The organism is Polaromonas sp. A23, from assembly GCF_002001015.1.
In the GTDB taxonomy this organism is placed as follows: Bacteria; Pseudomonadota; Gammaproteobacteria; order Burkholderiales; family Burkholderiaceae_C; genus Polaromonas.
The window spans coordinates 12,886-34,301 of the sequence record NZ_MUNO01000026.1; the positions used below are offsets into that span (position 1 = coordinate 12,886).

The following is a 21,416-nucleotide window of genomic DNA, read 5'->3' on the forward strand; positions in this document are numbered from 1 at the left end:
GGTCAGGTTTGGCCTGAAGAGTTCCCTGACGGCATCTTCATGCGTGATTGCTTAACGATTTCGAACCAGGCTCGATCTTCTTCAACCAGCGTATGGGCCCTTTGCTCTTCTTCGCTGTCGTAAAAGTTCGTGCTGCCGATGCGGGCTTTGACGATGGGCATCGACACGACGCCTGCGAGAACGCCCGCCTGTATCCACCTTCGATCACGAGGCTCACCGCGTGCGTATTTGGAGAGGGCGGCATCATTGGGGTCGAGAAACCAGGCCCTCAGGCCGTCGCGTTCGACCTTGATCAAGCGTTCCCGCCAGCCGTCCGGCAAACTTGGCAATTCGGGTGAGACAGCATCGAGGAAGAAGCCTGATTTCTTGTGGTACGGCGAATTTTCTCCCAGGGCGTCCACGACGTCGAATATGCGACCCGGGTCGGCTTTGGTGTAGCAGTCAACGTCATTTGACATCGTCATCGCGTCTGGAATTTCGAAGCTCTGTTCAAGGCCTAGGATGGAAAGGCTGCCGATGACCACGAAATCAGTGTGCCCGGACAGCACCCGAGCCTCTTTAAACAACGCGAAAAGGGCGTCCAGATTCATGCGTGCACTCCGATCCATGGGGAGTTCTGGCGCAGGGAAGTGCCCCAACCGTCGATGTCAGAAACCATCGTCGCCGCCATCTTTTGAGGCGACATCTTCAGAATGTGTTCCCATTTTTGGATGTAGTCCACGCTGCAAAGGCGCTCAACACGCCAGCGTTCGACCACGGCAAGCGCGGTTTTGATCAGGAGCTCGCGCTTGCCTGGCGTTGATGTGGCAAGGTCAAACGCGATTCGCTGGTGCCTGATGAGCCGGTCTTTTTCAATCAAAGCCTGGTTCGCTCTGGCAAGCTTGCGGGCTGAATTGTCCGGATCGTTTTTTTTGGCGCGTTCGAAAAATTCAGGTGAAGCAAGGTAGGCCTGAATTTTTCCGTGCTTCTCGATGGCTACAGGCGCTGAGGCTGATGCCTTTAGTAGCTGACCAAAGCGTTGTTTGGCATCGGTGGAAGAGAACTGCTGCATATGCGGCCCATAGAGTTTTGTCTATTTTCTACATATTTGTCTGTTTTGTCCAAATACGATTTAATCGCCTCAATTTGTTAATTAACATAATATACATCGTAGAAGATAAAACTAGCCATAAAAAGACCGCCGAAGCGGTCTCTCGATGGTCGTTAGCCACTCTGCAATCGATGCTGCGATCAACGGACTATTGATTCTGAACAGCCTGCAGCCTTGGGTTCAGTACAGCCGCCAGCTCATTGCAACGGTTTTCTTCAAGTTGAATGAAGGACCAGCCCATGCCGGGCACCCGAAAGTAAATCCGTGCGCTTCCGTCCTGCATTTTCTTGTAGGCCTCCCAGCGATCGCCTTCAAGTGCTACCACGTCGCCGGATTGCTCGGGAAGCCCCGGAGACATTTGTGCCCGAAGCTGGCCGAAGAACAGCGCAAGTTCTTCAACCTGCTGGGCTGAATATTTGAACTCGCCCGCCTGCGCCACCAGTTTCATCTCTGACTTGTCATCGCTCAGGACGCAAGAAAACGGTGCTTTACTCATGGAATCTCTTCTCCTTGTTGGCCAAAAAATAACCAGCGAGTCGCTGGTTGTGTGTGCAGTTTAATCGGTGCCTCACCATTTACCGGTGGCCTGGCGGCCGCGGATGGCTGCGGTGAGGATCTCCACGGACTCCGTGCGGCTTGTCCGCCGGGCGAAGTCCACTGCGGTCAGGCTCTGCTGGTTTTTAAGCAAGGGGTCGGCGCCCGCCTCAAGCAGGAATTTGACCGCCGGCGCCGTGCCGTACTGGGCAGCCATCATCAGCGGGGTCGTGCCGTTGGGCGACTCGGCATCGATGTAGGCATGGTTTTCCAGCAGCAGGGCCATGACCGCAATATGTCCGTTGCTGGCGGCGTAATGCAGCGGGGTCCAGCCTGTCTTGTTGACATCGGCATCTCTTTTAATCAAGGCGGCAGCGGCTTCCAGGTGCCCTTTCAGGGCGGCCATCATCAACGGGCTTTCATTTTGGGCGTTGAGGGCGTTGACATCGGTTTTAGGCCATTCCACCAGCGCCCGGGCGGCCTTGAGGGAAGGTTCGCGAAGTGCAAGGTACAGGCCGTATTGGCCTTTGGGGTCCAGCGTGTTCGCGTCAAACCCGCGGGCAAGCAGGCCCTGGATGGCCGAGGCGTCGTCCTGCTTGATGGCGGCAAAAAAATCCTCGTACGAGCCCGCATGAACGGAAATAAATCCTGATAAAACAAATAGATATAAGATATTCTTAAACCAATTTATCAAGTTCATATTCATACCGAAACCCCTGAAAACAAGCGCTCAAAGTTATGACTGGTGGCCTCAGCAATGGTTTCAACCGGCACCTGCCTGATCTCGGCCACCTGTTTGGCCACATAGGGAACATAAGACGGATTGTTGGTTTTTCCGCGGTAGGGCATGGGCGCCAGATAAGGGCTGTCGGTTTCGATGAGGGTGCGGTCCAGCGGCACAAAACGGGCAACTTCACGCAGGTCAGACGCGTTTTTGAAGGTCAAAATGCCCGAAAACGAGATGTAAAACCCCAGGTCCAGCGCGGCGCGGGCAACCTCGGCGGTTTCGGTGAAGCAGTGAAAAACGCCGCCCGCCCTCCCCGCGTTGTCGGCTGTTTCACCCTCTTCCTTCAGGATGGCCAGCGTGTCGGCTGAGGCGCTGCGGGTGTGAATCACCAGCGGCTTGCCGGTCTGGCGTGCCGCGCGGATATGTGTACGAAAGCGGTTTCGCTGCCACTCCATGTCGGCGATGCTGCGCTCGCCAAGGCGGTAGTAGTCGAGGCCGGTTTCGCCGATAGCGACGACTTTGGGCAGGGCGGCGCGCTGCACAAGGTCTTGAAGGGTGGGTTCCGTCACGCCTTCGTTGTCTGGATGCACGCCCACGCTGCACCAGAAATTGTCATAGGTGGTGGCCAGCGCATGAACGGTTTCGAACTCTTCAAGTGTGGTGCAGATGCACAGGGCGCGGGTGACCTGGGCTTGTGCCATCGCTTCGCGAATCTGCGGCAGCTGGGCCTGCAGTTCGGGAAAGCTCAGGTGGCAATGGGAATCGGTAAACATCGAGAATGGGCAATTTCAGTAGAGAAAGCTGGCGTTGGCCCATATCAGACGGGCGCAAGCAGCTATCAAAAAAGTAGCGAGTCGCTGGCTGGCGAAGGCTAGATCGTCTGCGTCGGACGGTCGGAAGCCAGGTGTGCGCCGAGGATTTCCTCGATTTTGATCTTCAGCAGGCGCGATTTTTCGTCATTGGGGAAACGAACGCCCACACCCTGGGTGCGGTTGCCTGAAGCACGTGCTGGCGTGACCCACGCCACCTTGCCAGCCACCGGATAGCGCTGCGTGTCCTCCGGCAGGGAGAGCAGCACGTATACGTCATCACCCAGCTTGTAGTCGCGTGCCGAAGGAATGAACACACCGCCTTCGGTGAAGAGCGGAATATAGGCGGCATACAGGGCTGCTTTTTCCCGGATAGCCAGCTGGATGACGCTGGGGCGGGCGGCGCTGGAACTTGTCGCAGTGGCGCCGGCGGCACCGGAGGGTGGCGTTGTACTCATGAGGCTAGTTTATCGGCTTGACCCGCAGGCTGTCAGCAAGAAAACACGCTTATTTTGAATTGAGCGCCAACTGGGCGCGGCTTGCCAACGATTCAAGCATCAAACCGGGGTTGTAAGGGTGCTCCACGGTGCGTGCTGTGGCCGCCAATTCCTTCGCCCAGGCGCCCAGCGCGGCAAAGCCGGGCTTTCCGGGTGATTGCACGGGCAGGTCGGCGCTGCGGAAAAAACGGGGTTCAGCACCGGCGCGCATGGCCATCATGTCGTGGCAAAGCTTTTGCAGGGCGTCCACGGCCTGCGCCGGTCCGAAGTCGGTCAAGGCGCCAACTTCGCCCCGGGCCATGGCTTTGGGCAAGCCCTGCCAGTGTTGCGCCACGGCACTGGTGGCACCTGCTTGCACGCGTTCCAGGGCGTCAGCGGGCCGCCCGCCGGCCGCGGCCAGCAAGGTGTGCAGGTCTGCCGTGTCCGGCAGCTTGCCGGCTTTGCCCTCCGGCCCGGCCTGCTCGGCAAGCCAGCCCAAAGCTTCTTCAAAGGCCGGCCAGTGCATGGTGTGGCCCTGGCAGCGGCTGCGAATGGTGGGCAGCAACTGGTGCGCCGCTTCGGTGGCCAGGATGAACTTGACTGCGCCGGGCGGCTCTTCCAGTGTTTTCAGCAAGGTGTTGGCGGTGATCGCATTCATGCGTTCGGCCGGATAAACCAACACCACCTTGGTATCGCCGCGCGAACGCGTGAATTGGGTAAAGGTGACGGCTTCGCGCGCCGCATCAACCTTGATTTCCTTGCTGGGCTTGCGCTTCTTGCTGTCCAGCTCGTCCTGGGTTTTTTCGTCCAGGGGCCAGCCCAGTGCCAGTGACAGGGTTTCAGGCATCAGCAGGCACAGGTCGGCATGGGTATGCACAGCAACCGCGTGGCAGCTGCCGCACACGCCGCATGCGCCATCGGCCGACGGGTTTTCGCACAGCCAGGCCCGAGCCAGCGCCAGCGCCAAGTCAAACTGGCCGAGGCCGGAAGGACCACTGAGCAACCACGCGTGGCCGCGCTGGGCCAGCAGACCGCGCAGTTGTGTTTGCAGCCATGGCGCCAATGGCGCGGTATTTGTGGTTTCGGTTTCGCTGCTCATGGCAACCAGCCCCGGCCGCTGAACACGCCGTGCACAGAAGTCCAGACTGCTTCGCGCGGCCGGTTGGCGTCAATTCGGGCAAAACGCAACGGGTCGGCGGCCATGCGATCGGCATAACCCTGGGCCACACGGCGAAAAAATTCCACCGGCTGGGCTTCAAACTTGTCCGGCACCCGGGCGCCCGCCAGGCGTTTGGCAGCTTCTTCAGGCGGCAAGTCAAACCAGATCGTCAGGTCTGGTTTGACAATCGCCGGAGCTGCGCCTTTTCTGCCAAGTTCATGAACAAAATCGCGTCCCAGCCCTTGTACATCCTGCGCCCATAGCTCCAGTTTTGATAGCACGTCGAGGTCGAATCCACGCCCTCCTCCCTGGTAGGCAAAGGTCGCGTCGGTGAAACGGTCACACAAAACAACATCACCGCGGGCCAGCGCCGGAACAATCACAGTGGTCAGGTGATCACGACGCGCCGCAAAAATCAACAATGCTTCAGTCAGCGCATCCATGGCATCGTTGAGGATCAGGGTACGCAATTTTTCTGCCAATGCGGTGCCGCCAGGCTCGCGAGTCAGCGTTACAGCCCTGCCTTGCGCTTTGAAAGCCTCGGCGAGCGCGCTGATGTGCGTCGATTTGCCCGCGCCGTCTATGCCTTCGAAGCTGATGAATAAACCGGTGGTGGTGTCGTTAGTCATCGTTAGTAACGCCGGGACAGGCCCGTCCCTTCAAGCAGGGGCCGCGGGTCCGGCTTAGCCGGCCCGCAGGCGCAGCGGCCCCCTCGGGGGGCAGCGACGACACGTTAGTGCGAAGCGTGGGGGCCATCACTGCCCCCGTTGGTATTTGTTGACCGCACGGTTGTGCTCATCAAGCGTGCTGCTGAACTGGCTGGTGCCGTCGCCGCGCGACACAAAATACAGGGACTTGCTCGAAGCCGGTTGCACGGCAGCCAGCAGCGCCGCCTTGCCGGGCATGGCAATCGGTGTGGGAGGCAGCCCGCCGCGCGTGTAAGTGTTGTACGGCGTGTCGGCCAGCAGGTCGCGCCTGCGCAGGTTACCGTCAAACTGCTCGCCCATGCCGTAGATCACGGTGGGGTCGGTCTGCAGCATCATGCCGATGCGCAGCCGGTTGCTGAACACCGAGCCGATTTCGGCCCGGTCAGAAGGTTTGCCGGTTTCCTTTTCCACAATGCTGGCCAGGATCAACGCTTCGTCGGCCGTCTTCAACGGCGTGTCAGGCTGGCGCATGGCCCAGGCAGCCTCAAGGCGCTTGTCCATCGCCCGGGCCGCGCGTTTGAGCACCGACAGATCGCTCGAGCCTTTGGCATAGGTGTAGGTATCGGGAAAAAACCGGCCTTCAGGATGAACACCGGGCTTGCCCAACTGCGTCATGATGGCATCGCCGCTCAAGCCCTGGCTGTCGGGCTTGAGGGCTTCTGCCTTTTGCAGGGCTGCACGCACCTGCCGGAAGTTCCAGCCTTCGACGAAGGTGACGCTTTTAAGGCTTTCCTCGCCCCGCACCAGCATGCTCAGCAGCGAACGCGGCGTGGTTCCAGGCGTCACTTCGTAGCTGCCGGCCTTGATCTGGCGTGCCTGGCCCGACAGGCGAAACCAGGCATAGAGCAATACCGGCTCCACATCAACGCCGCTGGCAGCCACAACCTCGGCCACGCGCTGGGCGGGTGTGCCGGGCTCGATTTCCAGGTCCACCACCTGGTTCCCGGGCTGCGGGCGCAGGCGCAGGGGTTCGTACAGCCACCAGCCGGCGGCGCCAAACCCCAGCAGGCCGGCCAGAAACACCAGCACCAGAAAACTCATGAAGAAACGACGCACAACCCTGTTACCTTCCGGAAAACGATGGGTCTATGATAATTCAGCCCATGTTGACCTCCCCTTCTGAATCCCCTCTTGCGCCCTCGCCCTTGACCACCTTGCCCTCCGGCGTCGCCGAACTGGCGCATCTGGGCGTGATTCGTGTGGCTGGCGAGGAAGCCGCCAAATTTCTCCAGGGCCAGCTCACGCAAGACGTGGCGCTGCTCGGCATGTCGGAGGCGCGCCTGGCCGCGTTCTGCAATGCCAAGGGCCGCATGCAGGCCAGCTTCATCGTTTTCAAACGCAGCCACGAAGAAATCCTGCTGGTCTGCAGCCGCGACATCTTGCCGGCCACGCTGAAGCGGCTCTCGATGTTTGTGCTGCGCGCCAAGGCCAAACTCAGCGATGCCACGGCCGACTATGCCCTCTGGGGTCTGGCTGGTGATGCTATTGATTCCATAGCTGGTGGCGCCCGACCGGTATGGGAAAAAGCCGATTCTGATGATGCAAATCTGGTGTTTTTGTATCCAGGCGCCGGCCAGGCACGTGCACTGTGGTGCGCGCCCGCCGGCACGCCGCAGCCCGCAGGAGCGGCCATGCCGCTGGCGCACTGGCAATGGCTCGAGGTGCAGTCCGGCATCGCCATGATCACCCAGCCCATCTTCGAGGCCTTTGTGCCCCAGATGCTGAATTACGAGTCGGTCGGCGGCGTGAACTTCAAGAAGGGCTGCTACCCCGGCCAGGAAATCGTTGCGCGCAGCCAGTTTCGCGGCACGCTTAAACGCCGGGCCTATGTGGCGCACAGCAAAGGCACGGCGCATACCGGCCAGGAAGTTTTCCACACCTCGGACGCTGAACAGCCCTGCGGTCTGGTTGCCGCCTGCGCGCCCCACCCCACGGCGGGTTTTGATGTGATCGTGTCCATGCAGACCTCTGCAGCGGCAGACGCCGAAGCCGGGCGGCTGACCCTGGGCAGCGCAACCGGCCCTACCCTGGCCTTGCTGCCGCTGCCCTACCCCTTGCTTGAAGATATCTAAGCAAGGAGCCGGTCGGTGTGTCTGATCTCCTTTGCCATCGGCGCCTCGGAGCACTGGCCACTGGTGATTGCGGCCAATCGCGACGAGTTCCTGGACCGGCCCACGCTGCCGCTGGCGCGCTGGCGCACCGAAGCGGGTACCGAAGTGATTTCCGGACGCGACCTGCGCGCCGGTGGCACCTGGATGGGCCTGACTCCCGGCGGCCGCCTCGCCATGCTGACAAATGTGCGCGAGGTGCCGCGGATCACCGGCGAAAGGTCGCGTGGCGAGCTGGTCATGCGTTGGCTGGAAGGCGGCATGGATGCCGGCCAGTTCGTGGCCAGCACCGACCCCACGGCTTATGGCACGTTCAACCTGGTGCTTGGTGATTTCCAGTCCTCTACCGGGTCTTCCGGGCCGTCATGGCACTGGCTCAGCAACCAGCCGGGGCTGGACTGGCAGGCCCGCGAACTGAGCCCGGGCCTTTATGGCTTGTCGAACGGAGCTCTGGACACTCCCTGGCCCAAAACTGTCGCGCTGAAACAAGCCATGCAGAGCGCTTTGGAGTCACCCAACGAGGACGAGCTCCAGGCACGCCTCTGGTTTGCGCTGCAGGACAGGCAGCGCGCCAGCGACCCGCATCTGCCGCGCACCGGCGTGCCGCTACCGCTGGAGCGTGCGCTGTCCAGTGTGTTTGTTGATTTCCCGGAGCATGGCTATGGCACGCGCAGCAGCACCCTGCTGGTGGCCCGTGCCGGTGAAGGCATTGGTTCGGAATTGAGCTGGGACTTGCGTGTCGAGGAAACCACCCACACCCGCGAGGCTGCGGCCGTTCCTGCACAGGCGGGCAGCCAGCACTGCGAGCTGGCCTGGCAGCGAAGTCGCGTCGCCAACTGAAGTCAGGGCGCCTTGACCATCTCGATGTGCGGGATGTCCACCTCATCGAAAGGTTCACCGCGCGGCTGGAAACCCAGGCGGCTGTAGAAACCTTCGGCGCTGCGCTGGGCATGCAGCATCACTTCGGCATCACCGCGCTCACGGGCGGCCGCCATCAGGGCCTTCAGCAGTTCGCGACCCAGGCTGGAACCCCGCAGCACTCTGTGGACGGCCATGCGGCCGATTTTTCCGCTTCCCGCTGCGTGTTGCAGCAGGCGGCCGGTGCCGATGGCCTGGCCCAGGCCGTTGTAAGCCACGGCGTGAACGGCAGTTGCATCTGCTTCGTCCCATTCCATCTCCATCGGAATGCGCTGCTCCTCGACAAACACGGCCGTGCGAATGGCCGCGGCGTGAGTGCCCAGCTCGTCCCACGAGCCAAGCTTGACTGTCACCATCGGCTCGCCGGCTTCATAAGCGGTCAGGATACGGCGCAGCCTTTCGGGCACTGGCCGCGAGGTTTGCGTCAACGGGTCGGCAAACACGTAGATCAGTTCGCTGGTGATGAGCAACTGGTCGCCGCGGAAGATCGCGCCGGTGAACACCATGGACGAGTTGCCGATGCGCGAGCACTTCATGGCAACGTCGAGCTGGTCGTCATGGCGCGCCGAAGCATGGAATTCGACCGAGGCCTTCTTGACATACAGGTCGCCGCCCAGTTGGTGCATGGTTTCTTCATAAGGAAGAGCCAGCGCGCGCCAGTAGTCGGTGACGGCGGTATCGAAATACATCAGGTAATGCGCGTTGAAGACGATTTTTTGCATGTCCACCTCGGCCCAGCGCACGCGCAAACGGTGGAAAAAACGGAAGTCCTGTCGTTTCATAAGTCGGTTTCTTGTGTAAAAAGAGCTTGTTGAAGGGCGCGGGCGGCATCCTGGTGGGCCTGCCGCGCCTCGGGAATGATGCGGCCCATCTTGATGAACTCGTGGGTGACGCCGCGGTAAATCTCCAGGTCGACCTGCACGCCCGCTGCGCGCAGCTTGTCAGCGTACATCACGCCTTCATCGACCAGCGGGTCGCACTCGGCCAGGCCCACCCAGGCCGGCGCCACGCCGTCCACGTCGGGTGTGTTCAGCGGCGCAAAACGCCAGTCTTCGCGGTCGGCGGGGCCGCGCACGTAACAACTGAAAAACCAGTTGATTTCGCGCTCTTCCAGCACAAAGCCGCGTGCAAATTTGCGGTGCGAGGGTGTGTCCTGGTGCGCGCTGCAGCCGGGGTAAAAAAGCAGCTGCAGGGCCAGCGGCAGGCCGGCGTCACGCGCCAGCACCGCGCACATTGCGGCCAGGGTGCCACCGGCGCTGTCACCGCCGACGGCCAGCCGGCTGCCGTCCAGGTTTTTTTCTGCCACATGGGCAGCCAGCCACTGCAGCGCATCCCAGGCGTCATGGGCAGCGGTGGGGAATTTGTGCTCCGGCGCCAGCCGGTAATCCACCGACACCACAGCGCAGCCTGCCAGATGGCTGAGCTGGCGGCACAAAATATCGTGCGACGCGATGCTGCCTATCGTGAAACCTCCGCCATGGAAATACAGCAGCACCGGCAGCCTGTCGGCCGAAGGTGCATACAGCCGGGCCGGCAAGGCGTGGCCGTCGTGCGCCGCAAGGCTGAAGTCTTCCACGCGCGCCAGCGCGGGTTTGGGAATTTCCAGCACGCCCGCTCCGGCCTCGTAGGCTGCACGGGCCTGGGTAGCGGTCAGCGTATGGAAAGCCGGGCGCCCGGCGCGCACCATGCGGCTGATCACGTCGCGCATGGCGGGTGTCAGCAGGGCGTGTGCAGACTGTCCGCGCATCTACGGGACGGCCGCCGTCAAGGTCTGCATGCGCGTCATGGGTGTCTCCGGCTGTTCAGGTAAGGTGATGAGGTTAGGGAAGCGCTGAACAAGTCCCTTGCGGCGCGCTATCAGACGGGCTTGGGCGGTCAGCTGCGTTGAATTTCTTGCCAATAGCCAGCTATTGGCAAGAAATCCGCCTTGCATCCCATCCCAATCCGCCTGCCGCGCATCCACAAGAACTTATTCAGCACTTCCTTAGGCAAGAATACATAAAATCGACCCGCATCCTACAACGCCGAAAGAGACAGCAAGCATGGCCTTCATCTACTACATCACCCAGATCCAGTTCGACTACGGCGCCGTCAAGCTCCTCAAGCAGGAATGCGAACGCGTGGGCATCAGCAAGCCCCTGGTCATCACCGACCCCGGCGTCAAGGCGGCCGGTGTTCTGCAAAAAGCGCTGGATGCCCTGCCCGGCATGACTGTGGCGGTGTTCGACCAGACGCCTTCGAACCCGACCGAGGCCGCCGTGCGCGCCGCCACCGCGATGTTCAAGGCCCAGGGCTGCGACGGCCTGATTGCTGTCGGCGGTGGTTCGGCGATCGACTGCGCCAAGGGTGTGGCGATTGCCGCCACCCACGAAGGCCCGCTCAAGACCTACGCCACCATCGAGGGCGGCTCGCTGAAAATCACCGACCGCGCCGTACCGCTGATTGCCGTGCCCACCACCAGTGGCACCGGCAGCGAGGTGGCGCGTGGCGCCATCATCATCCTGGACGACCACCGCAAGCTGGGTTTTCACTCCTGGCACCTGGTGCCGAAAACCGCGATCTGCGACCCCGAGCTCACATTGGGCCTGCCCGCCAAACTGACGGCCGCTACCGGCATGGACGCGATTGCGCACTGCATGGAAACCTTCATGGCGCCCGCCTTCAACCCGCCGGCCGACGGCATTGGCCTGGACGGCCTGCAGCGCGGCTGGGCGCATATCGAACGTGCCACGCGCGACGGCAGCGACCGCGAAGCCCGCTTTAACCTCATGAGCGCCTCGATGCAGGGCGCGATGGCCTTCCAGAAAGGCCTGGGCTGCGTGCATTCCTTGAGCCACAGCTTGGGCGGCGTGGACCCGCGCCTGCACCATGGCACTCTGAACGCCATGTTTCTGCCAGCTGTGGTGCGCTTCAACGCCAGCGCGGAGTCGATTCAAAAAGAAAACCGCCTCAACCGCATGGCCCAGGCCATGGGCCTGCAGTCGGGCAGCGACATTCCCGAAGCCATCAAGGACATGAATGCCCGCCTCGGCCTGCCCAGCGGCCTGGCGGCCATGGGCGTGACGCGTAATCAGTTCCCCGACATCATCAAGGGCGCGATGGCGGACCACTGCCACAAAACCAATCCGCGGATTGCGACGGCTGGGGAGTATGAGGAGATGCTGGGGGCTTCGCTTTGAGGGGATATTGCCCTTCTTGATCGATTGGATTTTTCGACGACTCAAATAGCGACTATCAATGTCGATCAGCGCTCACGCACCCAAACACGAAGCTTTCGGCCAGTTACCAATATCAGAGGCGACATGCACCATCGAAATTTGACTATCTCGTTCCTCACGATCACTCTACTTGTTGGCTGCGCCAAGGATCTGATCATCGATTACGGAAAGAACGATTCCGGAAAGCGTGATTCCATTCGCCTGGTAGGAGCTGCCAACAGCTTCTATTGCGACGACCCCGCATATGCCAAGCAAGAGAAGGTGGTGATCTACACGCTGATGTTCTCTGACGGAGTCAAGGAACTTTGCGAATTGAAGTCATCGGTAGATTCAAAAAAACAGACACCCAATCCGATTCCTGTGATTCAAAAAATCACTCTTTCCAGGCAAGCCGATCCCTCGACTGAGGTCACTATCGATGAACGCCCGGTTCCACTGGTAAATGTGTATGAAGGCAATGAAGCATTGTGTAGCAGCGTGATGCATGTCGATTTGCATTCAAGTGGCAATCACAAAATACGACCGAAGCCCTCAGTTCAAGATATCGCAAAAGGCGTCAGAGTTGAAGCAACATTGCCTGTCAATTCAAAAGCCGGGATGTCCAGTAGCGGCTACTCGATTTATTCACCAGGAAAAGTTGGCGCGCCGATAGCTGCTGGACAAGTGTTCGCCCCCGAGCAACGAACTCCTGTCTTGTTCAATATTGGTTTCCATTTTAGTCAATACAACGCCGAGCAAGCACCCCTTAAACCTGACTTCAAGCTACAAGTACGGCTGTCTGAGTGGGATAAAGACCGACCTGCACCGAAAGTGCTGTGGGTGTCTGAGCCCAGGACTATTCGGGATTTTCGGTACGAATGGTTGTACTTCGACATTCCGCATCTGCGACTGAACCCTGCAAAACAATATGTAGCCTGGATTACTCTGAGTGATTTGAACAATCCGAGCGATTCAAAAATCTCAGTTCCAAGCATGGGTCCTACGTCAACTTATCCAACTCCAGATGCCAAAGGCCCCGCAGGCGCTTGGACGGCAAGTTGTGGAACCGAGTATCCGAAAGGAAAAGCGGTTTTTTTCGTAAATTCAAGTCCCGACGACTCCGTAGCACACATGACCAAATCCGCTTGGCGGTCTAACCCTAGCGGACATAATCTGCACTTCAAAATGACGTTCGAAAACAGGGCTGCATTGAACCCTGTTCGAAAATGAGGGGGCGCGTCAGATCGCTTCTGACGGCAGTGGTTCGTTTCAACGCCAGTGCCGCATCGATTCAAAAGGAAAACCGCCTGCAGCGCATGGCCCAGGCCATAGGCCTGGCTTCCGGCAGCGACATTCCCGAAGCCATCAAGGACATGAACGCCCGCCTCGGTTTACCCACGGGTCTGGCCGAGATGGGGGTGCAGCGCGGGCAGTTCGGAAAAATCATCGAAGGCGCGCTGGCCGACCATTGCCACAAGACCAATCCGCGGATTGCTACTGCTGGGGAGTATGAGGAGATGCTGGGGACGTCGCTGTAGTCGTGAAAGATTTCTCCGCGCAGCTGAGGCAATTGATTGGCGACTCGGAGGGTGTTCGCCCTTTGCTGTGTGACGGGAACCCACTAATTTGCAACGTGGCTGTGATTGGGATCAATCCTGCAACGAATACCCCTTTTTGGCCCTATTGGAGTGATGAGTCCGGAATGAACCGCGCGTCATGGATCGCGGAATACAGAGTTCGGCAGAACAATAAATGGGGACGGTCACGCGCCGCGCTGGAACGTTTTGTTCCTCAAATTGCTGGGCAAGTCGTTGAACTCAATGCGTACGCCACGCAGAGCAAACGTTTGGCAGACCTTCAACACGAATATCGAACAACGTCTGTTTTCGAATTCTTGCTTCGCATCATTAAACCTCGGGTAATTGTGTGCGCTGGTACTGCGGCGTCGCGTGCAGTTCGTCGACTGGGCTTGCCTCGGGGCTCCGAACTGATCGAAGCGCGCCACTTCATTTACTGGGGCCGGACCTACGAACAAGACCTCGCTAACCAGGTAAATCGATTACTTGCGGTGCGTGAGTAAGTTCGGCGCGGACTCACAACGCCGCCACCCGCTCCATATCCGGCTTCTCCAGCCACCCCTGAAACTCTTCAGCCAACTGCCGGCTTGCCGCCACGGCGGCGTTCCAGACTTTCATGCGGCCTTGCGGGTCCCTGGTGTACTGCACGAAGTCGTTGCGGTCGGGCAGCTTGCCGTTGGGCAAGGTTTTGATCCAGGCCGGATCGGGTGCGAGCAGCACCATGTTGTCGAGGAAATGCGTGGCGCCGTGGCGCCATTTCAGGCCCTTGTCGAGCCAGCCGGGCACCACGGTCTTCTGGAAGTGCGGGTAGAGCACCAGGCCGGGTGAAGCCGTATTCTTAGAGTCAAAAGTGCCTGTAGCCCCCGTCCCGCCTTCGCGGCCAGCTATCAAATCAGAAGCATAGTTGAGGTGCAAGTGGTAGTCGGTGATGCCGCCATCCCAGTAAGCGCCGGGTGGCGCGCCGGGAATGTTGTGTACAGCCTTGAGCATGAAGGGGATGGAGCAGCTGGCCTGGAGCGCCGGGTTGAAGTTGGCCTCGGTCAGCGGCAACTGGCGCGTGCGGTAGTCGCTGGTGGCAAAGGGAAGCGCTGCGTCCTGGCTGGAAAACACCACCCGCTCCAGCCAGGCGCCCATGGCCTTGCGGTGCAAGGTGTTGGTGAGAAAAGCACCCAGATAACCCAACGGCGTTCCCAGCCCATGTTCGCGGCGCAGCATGTGGCGCCCGCGCGAAGTCACGATGTGCAGGCGGTAGCGTGGGTGCTGCAGCACCTGCTGCACCCGGCCACCGTAAAAGTCTTTCAGGCTTTGGCCGAACTGCTCGCTGACGATCTGCGCGGGCGGCAGTTTTTTGCCTGGCGGTGCGGCGATGTGCTGCTGGATGTAGTCGTTCTCCAGGCGCAGGAAGGCGGTGGCTGGATCGTCCAGGCAGGCAGTGGCCATGCGCCACGCACCGATGGAGGCGCCAACCAGATGCACCTCTTGCGTGCTGGCCGCCAGCCAGTCGCCAAAAATGAAGCGATCAAGCGGCCCCAGCACCAGGCCCTTGGGGCCACCCGCGGCGCCCGGAACCACGCGCACGTCCTTCGGGTTCAGGCCGTGCTGCTCAATGTGACGGCGTGCCTTGGGGCCGGCGTAGATGCGAAGGGCTTGCATGACGTCAATGCGATTGCTATGGTTTTGGTAGCTGCTTGCGCCCGTGTGTATTGGGCAATCCGCCTATTCTCCTCTGAAAAATAGGCACTTGCAGTCTTTTTAGCGACGGGACCTATTTCTTCAGCGCCGCCAGCTTGCTAAAGGCCGACTCCATGGCCGTCGATGCGGCCGGTTGCGGTGCCCTGCCCTGGCCGCCATAGTTGCCGCCGCGGTTCTGGTTTTGCCCCGGGCGTGCGCTTTCAAAGCGGTTGTCGCGCGGACCATCGCGGCGAGCGGGCGCCGCGTCGAGCTTCATAGTCAACCCGATGCGTTTTCGGGCCACGTCCACCTCGGTCACGCGCACCTTCACGATGTCGCCGGTTTTCACCACCTCGCGCGCGTCGGTGACGAACTTGTTGGAGAGCTGGCTCACATGCACCAGGCCGTCCTGGTGCACACCGATGTCGATGAAGGCACCGAAGGCAGCCACGTTGCTGACCGTGCCCTCGAGCGTCATGCCTTCCTTGAGGTCCTTGATGTCTTCCACGCCGTCGTTGAAGCGCGCCACCTTGAAGTCCGGGCGCGGGTCGCGGCCGGGTTTTTCGAGTTCGGCAATGATGTCTTTCACGGTGATGACACCGAACTGCTCGTTGGCAAACAGCTCGGGCTTGAGTGTCTTGAGCATGTCGGCACGGCCCATCAGCTCGGCCACCGGCTTGCCGGTGTGCGCCATGATTTTTTCGACCACCGGATAGGTTTCGGGGTGCACACCCGTCATGTCCAGCGGGTTGCTGCCGGAGCGCAGGCGCAGGAAGCCCGCGCTTTGCTCGAAAGTCTTGGCGCCCAGACCGGTGACTTTGAGCAAGTCGGCGCGGCTGGCAAACGCACCATTGGCGTCACGCCAGCGCACCACGGCCTTGGCCACGGTGTTGCTCAGACCCGAAACGCGTGCCAGCAGGGGCACGCTGGCGGTGTTCAGGTCAACGCCCACGCTGTTTACGCAGTCCTCGACGACGGTGTCCAGGCTGCGCATCAGGTCGCTCTGGTTCACGTCGTGCTGGTACTGGCCCACGCCGATGGACTTGGGGTCGATCTTCACGAGTTCGGCCAGCGGGTCCTGCAGGCGCCGCGCAATGCTGGCGGCACCGCGCAGACTCACGTCCACGTCGGGCATTTCCTGGCTGGCGAATTCGCTGGCCGAATACACCGAGGCGCCGGCTTCGCTCACCACGACTTTCTCGATGACCTGTTCGACCTTGGCCATGCCCTTGATCAAATCGGCGGCGAGTTTGTCGGTTTCGCGGCTGGCGGTGCCGTTGCCGATGGCGATCAGGTTGACGCCGTGCTTCTCACACAGTTTGGCCAGGGTGTGCAGCGAGCCGTCCCAGTCCTTGCGCGGCTCGTGTGGGTAGACGGTGGAGGTTTCGACCAGCTTGCCCGTCGCATCAACCACTGCAACTTTGACCCCGGTGCGTATGCCCGGGTCCAGGCCCATCACCACGCGCGGGCCAGCCGGCGCGGCCAGCAGCAGGTCGCGCAGGTTGTCGGCGAACACCTTGATGGCGACCTTCTCGGCTTCTTCGCGCAGGCGGCTGAACAAATCACGTTCGATGGACAGGCTGAGCTTGACGCGCCACGTCCAGGCCACACATTTGCGGATCAAGTCGTCCGCCGCCCTGCCCTTGTGGCTCCAGCCGAGGTGCAGCGCAATTTTTCCCTCAGCAATGCTGGGCTGCCCCGCTTCCGGCGGCACAGGCAGCACCAGCTTGGCGTCCAGGATTTCGAGCCCGCGGCCGCGGAACACGGCCAGCGCGCGGTGCGAAGGCACGCGGCCAATCGGCTCGTCATAGTCGAAGTAGTCGCGGAATTTGCTGTTGTCCGCATTGTTTTCGTCCTTGCCGGCGACCAGCTTGGACGAGAGCAGCCCTTCGTTCCACAGCCATTGGCGCAGCGATTGCAGCAGTGCCGCGTCTTCAGCCCAGCGCTCGGAAAGAATGTCGCGCACGCCGTCCAGCACGGCCTGCACGGTGGTGAAGTCGTCGCCGTTCTCGCTTTTTTCGGCTTTGACAAAGGCGGCGGCTTCGTCCGCCGGCACCAGTGCCGGGTTGGCAAAAAGCTTGTCGGCCAACGGCTCGATGCCGGCTTCACGGGCAATCTGGCCCTTGGTGCGGCGCTTCTGCTTGAAGGGCAGGTACAGGTCCTCGAGTTCCTGCTTGGTCGGCGCGGCTTCAATCGCGGCAATCAGTTCGGGCGTGAGTTTGCCCTGCTCTTCGATGCTTTTGAGCACCGATTCACGCCGCTCCTGCAGCTCGCGCAGGTAACCGAGGCGAAATTCGAGTTCACGCAGCTGAATGTCGTCGAGACCGCCGGTGACTTCCTTGCGGTAACGCGCGATGAAGGGCACGGTGGCACCACCATCCAGCAGCTCGACAGCCGTTTTGACCTGGTGTTCCTGGACCTTGATTTCTGCTGCGATCTGGCGAATGATTTTTTGCATGTATTTCTGAAATTGCACTGGAGAAAGGGGGCGAGTGTGCCACATCGCCGGCGTGGTTCTGCCCTCGAAAAGTCCGATAACATCTCCCCTTCCCCTCTCTCAATCCGGCACACAGGAATCGCATGGCAGTCGAACAAGGCAGTGAGCTGGTCAAAGTCGTGATTTTGCTGGCCGCCGGCGTGCTGGCCGTGCCGCTCTTCAAACGCCTGGGCCTTGGTTCGGTGCTGGGTTACCTGGCGGCTGGGTTGGCTATTGGCCCCTTCGGCCTGGGCCTGTTCAGCGAAGCGGGAACCATCCTGCACCTGGCCGAGCTGGGCGTGGTGATGTTCCTTTTTGTCATCGGGCTGGAGATGCAGCCGACCCGCCTGTGGACCATGCGGCGCCAGATCTTCGGCCTGGGCCTGATGCAGGTGGTGGTCTGCGGCGCGCTGCTCACCGCGCTGGGCATGGGCGCCGGGCTCAAGCCGGTTGTGGCTTTTATTGCCGCCATGGGTTTTGTGCTGTCTTCCACCGCCATCGTGATGCAGCTGCTTGAGGAACGCGGCGACACCTCGACGCCGCGTGGCCAGCGCATGGTGTCCATCCTGCTGCTGGAAGACCTGGCGATTGTTCCCTTGCTGGCCATCGTCGCCTTTTTGTCTCCAGAACCGGCTGATGGCACCGGCGTGTCGCGCTGGGTCAGCATAGGTGTGGCGCTCGCAGCCATCATTGGCCTGGTGGCGGTCAGCCGCTGGCTGCTGAACCCACTGTTTCGCGTACTCGCCAAAGCAAAGGCCCGTGAAGTCATGACGGCTGCAGCCCTCCTGGTGGTGCTCGGTGCGGCCCTGGCCATGCAGTGGGGTGGTTTGTCGATGGCGCTGGGTGCTTTTGCCGCCGGCGTGATGTTGTCCGAATCCACTTTCCGCCACCAGCTGGAAGCCGACATTGAACCCTTCCGCGGCATTTTGCTGGGCCTGTTTTTCATGGGCGTGGGCATGTCGCTGGACCTCAAGCTGGTGCTGGCCGACTGGCCGCTGATTCTTGGCGGTGTGCTGGCCTACATGGCGCTCAAGGGTGTCGGCATTTACACGGTGGCACGTATCACCAAATCAAACCATGGCGACGCCCTGCAACGCACGGCCATGATGGCCCAGGGCGGCGAGTTTGCCTTTGTGCTGTATTCGGCTGCGACTGCGGCCGGCATTGTCGAAGCCAATGTCAACGCCATCCTGACGGCGGCCATCATCATCTCCATGGCACTGACCCCGCTGGCTGTCATGTCGCTTCGCTGGTTATTGCCCGACAAGCCCGAGCAGGACATGGACGGCGTGGAAAGCGTGGAGGAGACCGATGGCCTCAAGGGCAGCGTGCTCATCATCGGCTTCGGCCGCTTCGGCCAGATCGCCAGCCAGTCGCTGCTGGCGCGCGGCATCGACATTGCCATCATTGAAAACGACACCGACATGATCCGCGCGGCGGCGAAATTCGGCTTCAAGGTGTATTACGGCGACGGCATGCGCCTGGACGTGCTGCACGCCAGCGGCGCCGGGCATGCGCGAGCCATTCTTGTTTGCGTCGACAAAAAAGAGGCAACCAGCCGGATTGTGGAGCTGGCCAAGCACGAGTTTCCGCTCACGCCGGTGCTGGCGCGTGCCTACGACCGCCAGCACGCCATCGAGCTGATCCGCAGCGGCGTGGACTACCAGTTGCGTGAAACGCTGGAGTCGGCCCTGGCCTTCAGCAGCGAGGCACTGCGCCGCCTGGGCGTGGAAGAGACCGAGGTGGTGGAAATTGCCGAAGACATTCGCCGCAGGGATGCCGAGCGCCTGCAACTGCAGCTGTGCGGGGACATCAACAGCGGCATCGACCTGATGCATGGTGGCCGCTGGACCCCGACCCCGTTGACGCGGCCCAAGCAGGTTGGCAAGGCGCTCAATGAAGAAGCGGCTGAAGCCATGGAGCCGGAGGCTGCCGCTGTGTCCATGCCGGAACCTGCAGCCGGCGCGGCAAAACCCCGCTGAAGCCAGCCGATCCAGCCTTTATCCGCTCGCGTGGAGAGGCTTTTTTCCTACACGCGGCCTTGGTGGCCGCCACCATGATCAAGCTTCAATTTCTGGAGCCCGATCATGCGTATCCGAACCATTGTGTTAGTTGTGGCCATTGCGCTGATGGCCGGCTTTGCAGCCTTGAACATGGATGAATTCACGCGGACCTCGATGCTGAGCCTGGGCTTCACCACGGTGCAAGCGCCGCTCGGTTTGCTGCTGTTGGTGTTGCTCGCCACGGTGCTGCTGGTGTTCCTCGGGACCACGCTGTATATCCAAAGTACCCATTTGCTTGAAATGCGCCAGACCACCCGGGCCTTGGCTGCGCAGCGCGAACTTGCCGACCGGGCCGAGGCGTCGCGTTTTACCGAACTGCGCCAGTACCTGGAGGCACAGGCGCTTGCTGTGCATCAGCGAGAGGCGGCTCAAGCAACGGTGCTTGCCGAACGGCTGGCCCAGACACAGGCCGCGCTGGTCAGCAAGATCGACCAATCGGGAAACACACTGGCGGCCTATATCGGCGAACTTGAAGACCGGCTGGAAACGCGAGATGGCGTACGGCCACGCGTTGCGCTTACAGACGCGCCGCCTCTGCTCTGAGCCGCCACGAGCCTCACGCAAGGCTGGGGCCTTGCAAAGGGTGTGACGGCGTTGTAAGAACAGCCCTTGCCGCGCGACAAACAGGGGTTACGCCACCCAAAGGACCCCGGCCATGGCTACTTTTGCTACTAAATTCATAGCTGCTTGCGCGCTTGCCACGTGGGCCAGTGCCACATTTTCCATGTCAAATCAGTGCCTGGCCAGCTCCGGCCCCACCGTGACGCCGGTGTTGGAGCTCTACACCTCGGAAGGTTGCAGCTCTTGTCCGCCAGCCGATAAATGGGCTTCGGCCTTCAAGGGAAAAAACGTCGTGGTCCAGGCTTTTCATGTGGGCTACTGGGACTACATCGGCTGGGTGGACCGCTTCGCAGCCCCTGCGCACACCGCCCGCCAGAATGAAGTTGCCGGCAGGAACCGGCTGCGAAGCATCTACACGCCCCAAGTGGTCGTCAATGGCCGCGACTTGCCTCAATGGCGTGGTGCAGAGCAACGCATCAGCGGCCAGAAGGAATCTGCCCAGCTTCGTATCGAGGTCAAGCAACTGGCAACAGATCAATTCGAGGCCCTGGTGACGCCGGTCAACCCAGCAGCACCCGTGCCGGCGTGGGCAGCGTACTGGACAGTCACCGAGCACGGCCACAACTCGAAAGTGAAGGCTGGCGAAAACGCCGGTGAGTTTTTGAAGCATGATTTTGTGGTGCGGCAATACACCCAGGCAGGCGAATACCGAAGCGCCGATGCCACGCCGAAAAAACTGGGTTTTCGCAGCATTGCCGCAACGCCCGGCCACGAGCGGCAGGTTAATCTGGTGGTGTTTGACCCGTCCAGTGGCAAGACCCTGCAGGCACTGAGCCTTCAATGCACGGGCTGACCCGGCTTTCAGTCACATGAAGAAAATCCTGCTTTTGGCCGGTTCTCATGCCGCTACATTGCTGCTTGGTTTTTTGTTGGGCATTTACCTGTTGCCCATCCTGACCGCGCCGGGAATGCCGTCGCTTGAAAGCATCATGGCGATTGCGCGCAGTTCCGAGTTCAAGGGAAATTTTCGTCGTGACCTCAAAGGAAGTGACCTGTTGCACTGGGGTGAAGGTGAGGTTTCGGTGGGCAGGCAAGCCATTGCATTGATGGGAAAGGTCTCGCCCGGCCCTGATTACAAGCTGTACCTGGTACCGGAGTTTGTTGAAAATGAAGCCCAGTTTCTCAAGCTCAAGTCACGCTCGGTGCGTGTGGGCGACATCAGGACTTTCGAAAACTTCGTTGTGCCAGTGCCCGAAGGTGTGGATATCACCGCCTACACCACGGTGCTGGTGTGGTGCGAGACCTTTTCGGAATTCATCTCGGCGGCGAAGTACCGCTAGTGC

The 21,416-nt window shown here is 60.8% G+C and carries 22 protein-coding genes and 1 pseudogene; 10 read left to right on the plus strand and 13 right to left on the minus strand.

Going from position 1 to position 21,416, the window contains the following annotated elements; translation table 11 throughout:
* Positions 1-2: 2 nt before the first annotated feature.
* From B0B52_RS13545 to mltG, 9 genes are all read right to left on the minus strand, one after another.
* Positions 3-590, minus strand: coding sequence for a DUF6036 family nucleotidyltransferase (locus tag B0B52_RS13545; RefSeq protein WP_077594187.1), 588 nt, complete (start codon positions 588-590; stop codon positions 3-5).
* Entirely contained in the window at positions 587-1,051 is a 465-nt protein-coding gene (locus B0B52_RS13550; protein ID WP_077594188.1) for a type II toxin-antitoxin system Phd/YefM family antitoxin, read from the minus strand. Before B0B52_RS13550 ends, B0B52_RS13545 begins: the two co-directional genes overlap by 4 nt.
* Positions 1,052-1,238: 187 nt before the next feature.
* Entirely contained in the window at positions 1,239-1,538 is a 300-nt protein-coding gene (locus tag B0B52_RS13555) for a hypothetical protein (protein ID WP_139351939.1), read from the minus strand.
* Between the two features lie 120 nt (positions 1,539-1,658).
* The gene (locus tag B0B52_RS13560) at positions 1,659-2,330 is read right to left on the minus strand and encodes an ankyrin repeat domain-containing protein (protein WP_077594190.1); all 672 of its coding nucleotides are present in this window, start codon (positions 2,328-2,330) and stop codon (positions 1,659-1,661) included.
* On the minus strand, positions 2,327-3,124 hold the full coding sequence (locus B0B52_RS13565; protein ID WP_077594191.1) for a TatD family hydrolase: 798 nt from the start codon (positions 3,122-3,124) through the stop codon (positions 2,327-2,329). The genes B0B52_RS13560 and B0B52_RS13565 overlap by 4 nt, the downstream gene beginning before the upstream one ends.
* Before the next feature lie 98 nt (positions 3,125-3,222).
* The gene (locus tag B0B52_RS13570) at positions 3,223-3,618 is read right to left on the minus strand and encodes a PilZ domain-containing protein (RefSeq protein WP_077594192.1); all 396 of its coding nucleotides are present in this window, start codon (positions 3,616-3,618) and stop codon (positions 3,223-3,225) included.
* Between the two features lie 49 nt (positions 3,619-3,667).
* Positions 3,668-4,735 carry a hypothetical protein gene (locus B0B52_RS13575; protein ID WP_077594193.1) on the minus strand — a complete coding sequence of 356 codons (1,068 nt, stop codon included), beginning with the start codon at positions 4,733-4,735 and terminating at the stop codon, positions 3,668-3,670.
* On the minus strand, positions 4,732-5,424 hold the full coding sequence (tmk, locus tag B0B52_RS13580) for a dTMP kinase (protein ID WP_077594194.1): 693 nt from the start codon (positions 5,422-5,424) through the stop codon (positions 4,732-4,734). The genes B0B52_RS13575 and tmk overlap by 4 nt, the downstream gene beginning before the upstream one ends.
* A 126-nt stretch (positions 5,425-5,550) precedes the next feature.
* The gene (gene mltG / locus B0B52_RS13585; RefSeq protein ID WP_077594195.1) at positions 5,551-6,558 is read right to left on the minus strand and encodes an endolytic transglycosylase MltG; all 1,008 of its coding nucleotides are present in this window, start codon (positions 6,556-6,558) and stop codon (positions 5,551-5,553) included.
* Positions 6,559-6,605: 47 nt separating this feature from the next.
* Here mltG and B0B52_RS13590 point away from each other — a divergent pair, with 47 nt between their 5' ends.
* Complete coding sequence (locus tag B0B52_RS13590; RefSeq protein WP_077594196.1) at positions 6,606-7,574, plus strand: folate-binding protein YgfZ; 969 nt, start codon at positions 6,606-6,608, stop codon at positions 7,572-7,574.
* Between the two features lie 15 nt (positions 7,575-7,589).
* Positions 7,590-8,450 (plus strand): NRDE family protein, encoded by an 861-nt coding sequence (locus B0B52_RS13595; RefSeq protein ID WP_077594197.1) that lies wholly within the window; start codon positions 7,590-7,592, stop codon positions 8,448-8,450.
* A gap of 2 nt (positions 8,451-8,452) precedes the next feature.
* Here the strand turns inward: B0B52_RS13595 and B0B52_RS13600 are convergent, their stop codons facing one another.
* Together B0B52_RS13600 and B0B52_RS13605 are read right to left on the minus strand one after the other, a co-directional pair.
* A complete protein-coding gene (locus tag B0B52_RS13600; RefSeq protein ID WP_077594198.1) occupies positions 8,453-9,310 on the minus strand; it encodes a YbgC/FadM family acyl-CoA thioesterase in 858 nt (285 codons plus the stop codon).
* The gene (locus B0B52_RS13605) at positions 9,307-10,275 is read right to left on the minus strand and encodes an alpha/beta hydrolase (RefSeq protein ID WP_077594199.1); all 969 of its coding nucleotides are present in this window, start codon (positions 10,273-10,275) and stop codon (positions 9,307-9,309) included. The genes B0B52_RS13600 and B0B52_RS13605 overlap by 4 nt, the downstream gene beginning before the upstream one ends.
* Positions 10,276-10,570: 295 nt before the next feature.
* Between B0B52_RS13605 and B0B52_RS13615 the strand changes: the two genes are divergently transcribed.
* The 4 genes and pseudogenes from B0B52_RS13615 (at position 10,571) to B0B52_RS22220 (ending at position 13,805) form a co-directional block, all read left to right on the plus strand.
* A complete protein-coding gene (locus tag B0B52_RS13615; RefSeq protein WP_077594201.1) occupies positions 10,571-11,707 on the plus strand; it encodes an iron-containing alcohol dehydrogenase in 1,137 nt (378 codons plus the stop codon).
* A gap of 123 nt (positions 11,708-11,830) precedes the next feature.
* Positions 11,831-12,955, plus strand: a complete 1,125-nt coding sequence (locus B0B52_RS22215) for a hypothetical protein (protein WP_139351940.1) — start codon at positions 11,831-11,833, stop codon at positions 12,953-12,955.
* Positions 12,928-13,263: pseudogene (locus tag B0B52_RS13620) on the plus strand (iron-containing alcohol dehydrogenase); the annotation flags it as partial. The gene B0B52_RS22215 and the pseudogene B0B52_RS13620, both read left to right, overlap by 28 nt.
* Before the next feature lie 164 nt (positions 13,264-13,427).
* Positions 13,428-13,805: a hypothetical protein gene (locus tag B0B52_RS22220; protein ID WP_139351941.1), complete on the plus strand. Its 378-nt coding sequence runs from the start codon at positions 13,428-13,430 to the stop codon at positions 13,803-13,805.
* Between the two features lie 13 nt (positions 13,806-13,818).
* Here the strand turns inward: B0B52_RS22220 and B0B52_RS13625 are convergent, their stop codons facing one another.
* Complete coding sequence (locus B0B52_RS13625; protein ID WP_077594203.1) at positions 13,819-14,955, minus strand: phospholipase; 1,137 nt, start codon at positions 14,953-14,955, stop codon at positions 13,819-13,821.
* Between the two features lie 112 nt (positions 14,956-15,067).
* Entirely contained in the window at positions 15,068-17,431 is a 2,364-nt protein-coding gene (locus B0B52_RS13630; RefSeq protein ID WP_077594204.1) for a Tex family protein, read from the minus strand.
* Positions 17,432-17,553: 122 nt separating this feature from the next.
* Here B0B52_RS13630 and B0B52_RS13635 point away from each other — a divergent pair, with 122 nt between their 5' ends.
* The 4 genes from B0B52_RS13635 (at position 17,554) to B0B52_RS13650 (ending at position 21,413) form a co-directional block, all read left to right on the plus strand.
* Complete coding sequence (locus tag B0B52_RS13635) at positions 17,554-19,431, plus strand: monovalent cation:proton antiporter-2 (CPA2) family protein (RefSeq protein ID WP_077594205.1); 1,878 nt, start codon at positions 17,554-17,556, stop codon at positions 19,429-19,431.
* Positions 19,432-19,536: 105 nt separating this feature from the next.
* Positions 19,537-20,055: a hypothetical protein gene (locus B0B52_RS13640; protein ID WP_077594206.1), complete on the plus strand. Its 519-nt coding sequence runs from the start codon at positions 19,537-19,539 to the stop codon at positions 20,053-20,055.
* Positions 20,056-20,167: 112 nt separating this feature from the next.
* Positions 20,168-20,926, plus strand: a complete 759-nt coding sequence (locus tag B0B52_RS13645) for a DUF1223 domain-containing protein (protein ID WP_077594207.1) — start codon at positions 20,168-20,170, stop codon at positions 20,924-20,926.
* Between the two features lie 16 nt (positions 20,927-20,942).
* Positions 20,943-21,413: a DM13 domain-containing protein gene (locus tag B0B52_RS13650; protein ID WP_077594208.1), complete on the plus strand. Its 471-nt coding sequence runs from the start codon at positions 20,943-20,945 to the stop codon at positions 21,411-21,413.
* The last annotated feature ends 3 nt before the right edge of the window (positions 21,414-21,416 follow it).

Coding starts and splice junctions, on each gene's coding strand:
- B0B52_RS13565 (WP_077594191.1), bottom strand. CDS start 3,124: ATGTTTACCGATTCCCATTGCCACCTGAGCTTTCCCGAACTGCAGGCC.
- B0B52_RS13555 (WP_139351939.1), bottom strand. CDS start 1,538: ATGAAACTGGTGGCGCAGGCGGGCGAGTTCAAATATTCAGCCCAGCAG.
- B0B52_RS13645 (WP_077594207.1), top strand. CDS start 20,168: ATGGCTACTTTTGCTACTAAATTCATAGCTGCTTGCGCGCTTGCCACG.
- B0B52_RS13550 (WP_077594188.1), bottom strand. CDS start 1,051: ATGCAGCAGTTCTCTTCCACCGATGCCAAACAACGCTTTGGTCAGCTA.
- B0B52_RS13625 (WP_077594203.1), bottom strand. CDS start 14,955: ATGCAAGCCCTTCGCATCTACGCCGGCCCCAAGGCACGCCGTCACATT.
- B0B52_RS13605 (WP_077594199.1), bottom strand. CDS start 10,275: ATGCGCGGACAGTCTGCACACGCCCTGCTGACACCCGCCATGCGCGAC.
- B0B52_RS13570 (WP_077594192.1), bottom strand. CDS start 3,618: ATGAGTACAACGCCACCCTCCGGTGCCGCCGGCGCCACTGCGACAAGT.
- tmk (WP_077594194.1), bottom strand. CDS start 5,424: ATGACTAACGACACCACCACCGGTTTATTCATCAGCTTCGAAGGCATA.
- B0B52_RS13635 (WP_077594205.1), top strand. CDS start 17,554: ATGGCAGTCGAACAAGGCAGTGAGCTGGTCAAAGTCGTGATTTTGCTG.
- B0B52_RS13545 (WP_077594187.1), bottom strand. CDS start 590: ATGAATCTGGACGCCCTTTTCGCGTTGTTTAAAGAGGCTCGGGTGCTG.
- B0B52_RS13560 (WP_077594190.1), bottom strand. CDS start 2,330: ATGAATATGAACTTGATAAATTGGTTTAAGAATATCTTATATCTATTT.
- B0B52_RS13590 (WP_077594196.1), top strand. CDS start 6,606: ATGTTGACCTCCCCTTCTGAATCCCCTCTTGCGCCCTCGCCCTTGACC.
- B0B52_RS13615 (WP_077594201.1), top strand. CDS start 10,571: ATGGCCTTCATCTACTACATCACCCAGATCCAGTTCGACTACGGCGCC.
- B0B52_RS22220 (WP_139351941.1), top strand. CDS start 13,428: ATGAACCGCGCGTCATGGATCGCGGAATACAGAGTTCGGCAGAACAAT.
- B0B52_RS13650 (WP_077594208.1), top strand. CDS start 20,943: ATGAAGAAAATCCTGCTTTTGGCCGGTTCTCATGCCGCTACATTGCTG.
- B0B52_RS22215 (WP_139351940.1), top strand. CDS start 11,831: ATGCACCATCGAAATTTGACTATCTCGTTCCTCACGATCACTCTACTT.
- B0B52_RS13640 (WP_077594206.1), top strand. CDS start 19,537: ATGCGTATCCGAACCATTGTGTTAGTTGTGGCCATTGCGCTGATGGCC.
- B0B52_RS13575 (WP_077594193.1), bottom strand. CDS start 4,735: ATGAGCAGCGAAACCGAAACCACAAATACCGCGCCATTGGCGCCATGG.
- B0B52_RS13630 (WP_077594204.1), bottom strand. CDS start 17,431: ATGCAAAAAATCATTCGCCAGATCGCAGCAGAAATCAAGGTCCAGGAA.
- B0B52_RS13600 (WP_077594198.1), bottom strand. CDS start 9,310: ATGAAACGACAGGACTTCCGTTTTTTCCACCGTTTGCGCGTGCGCTGG.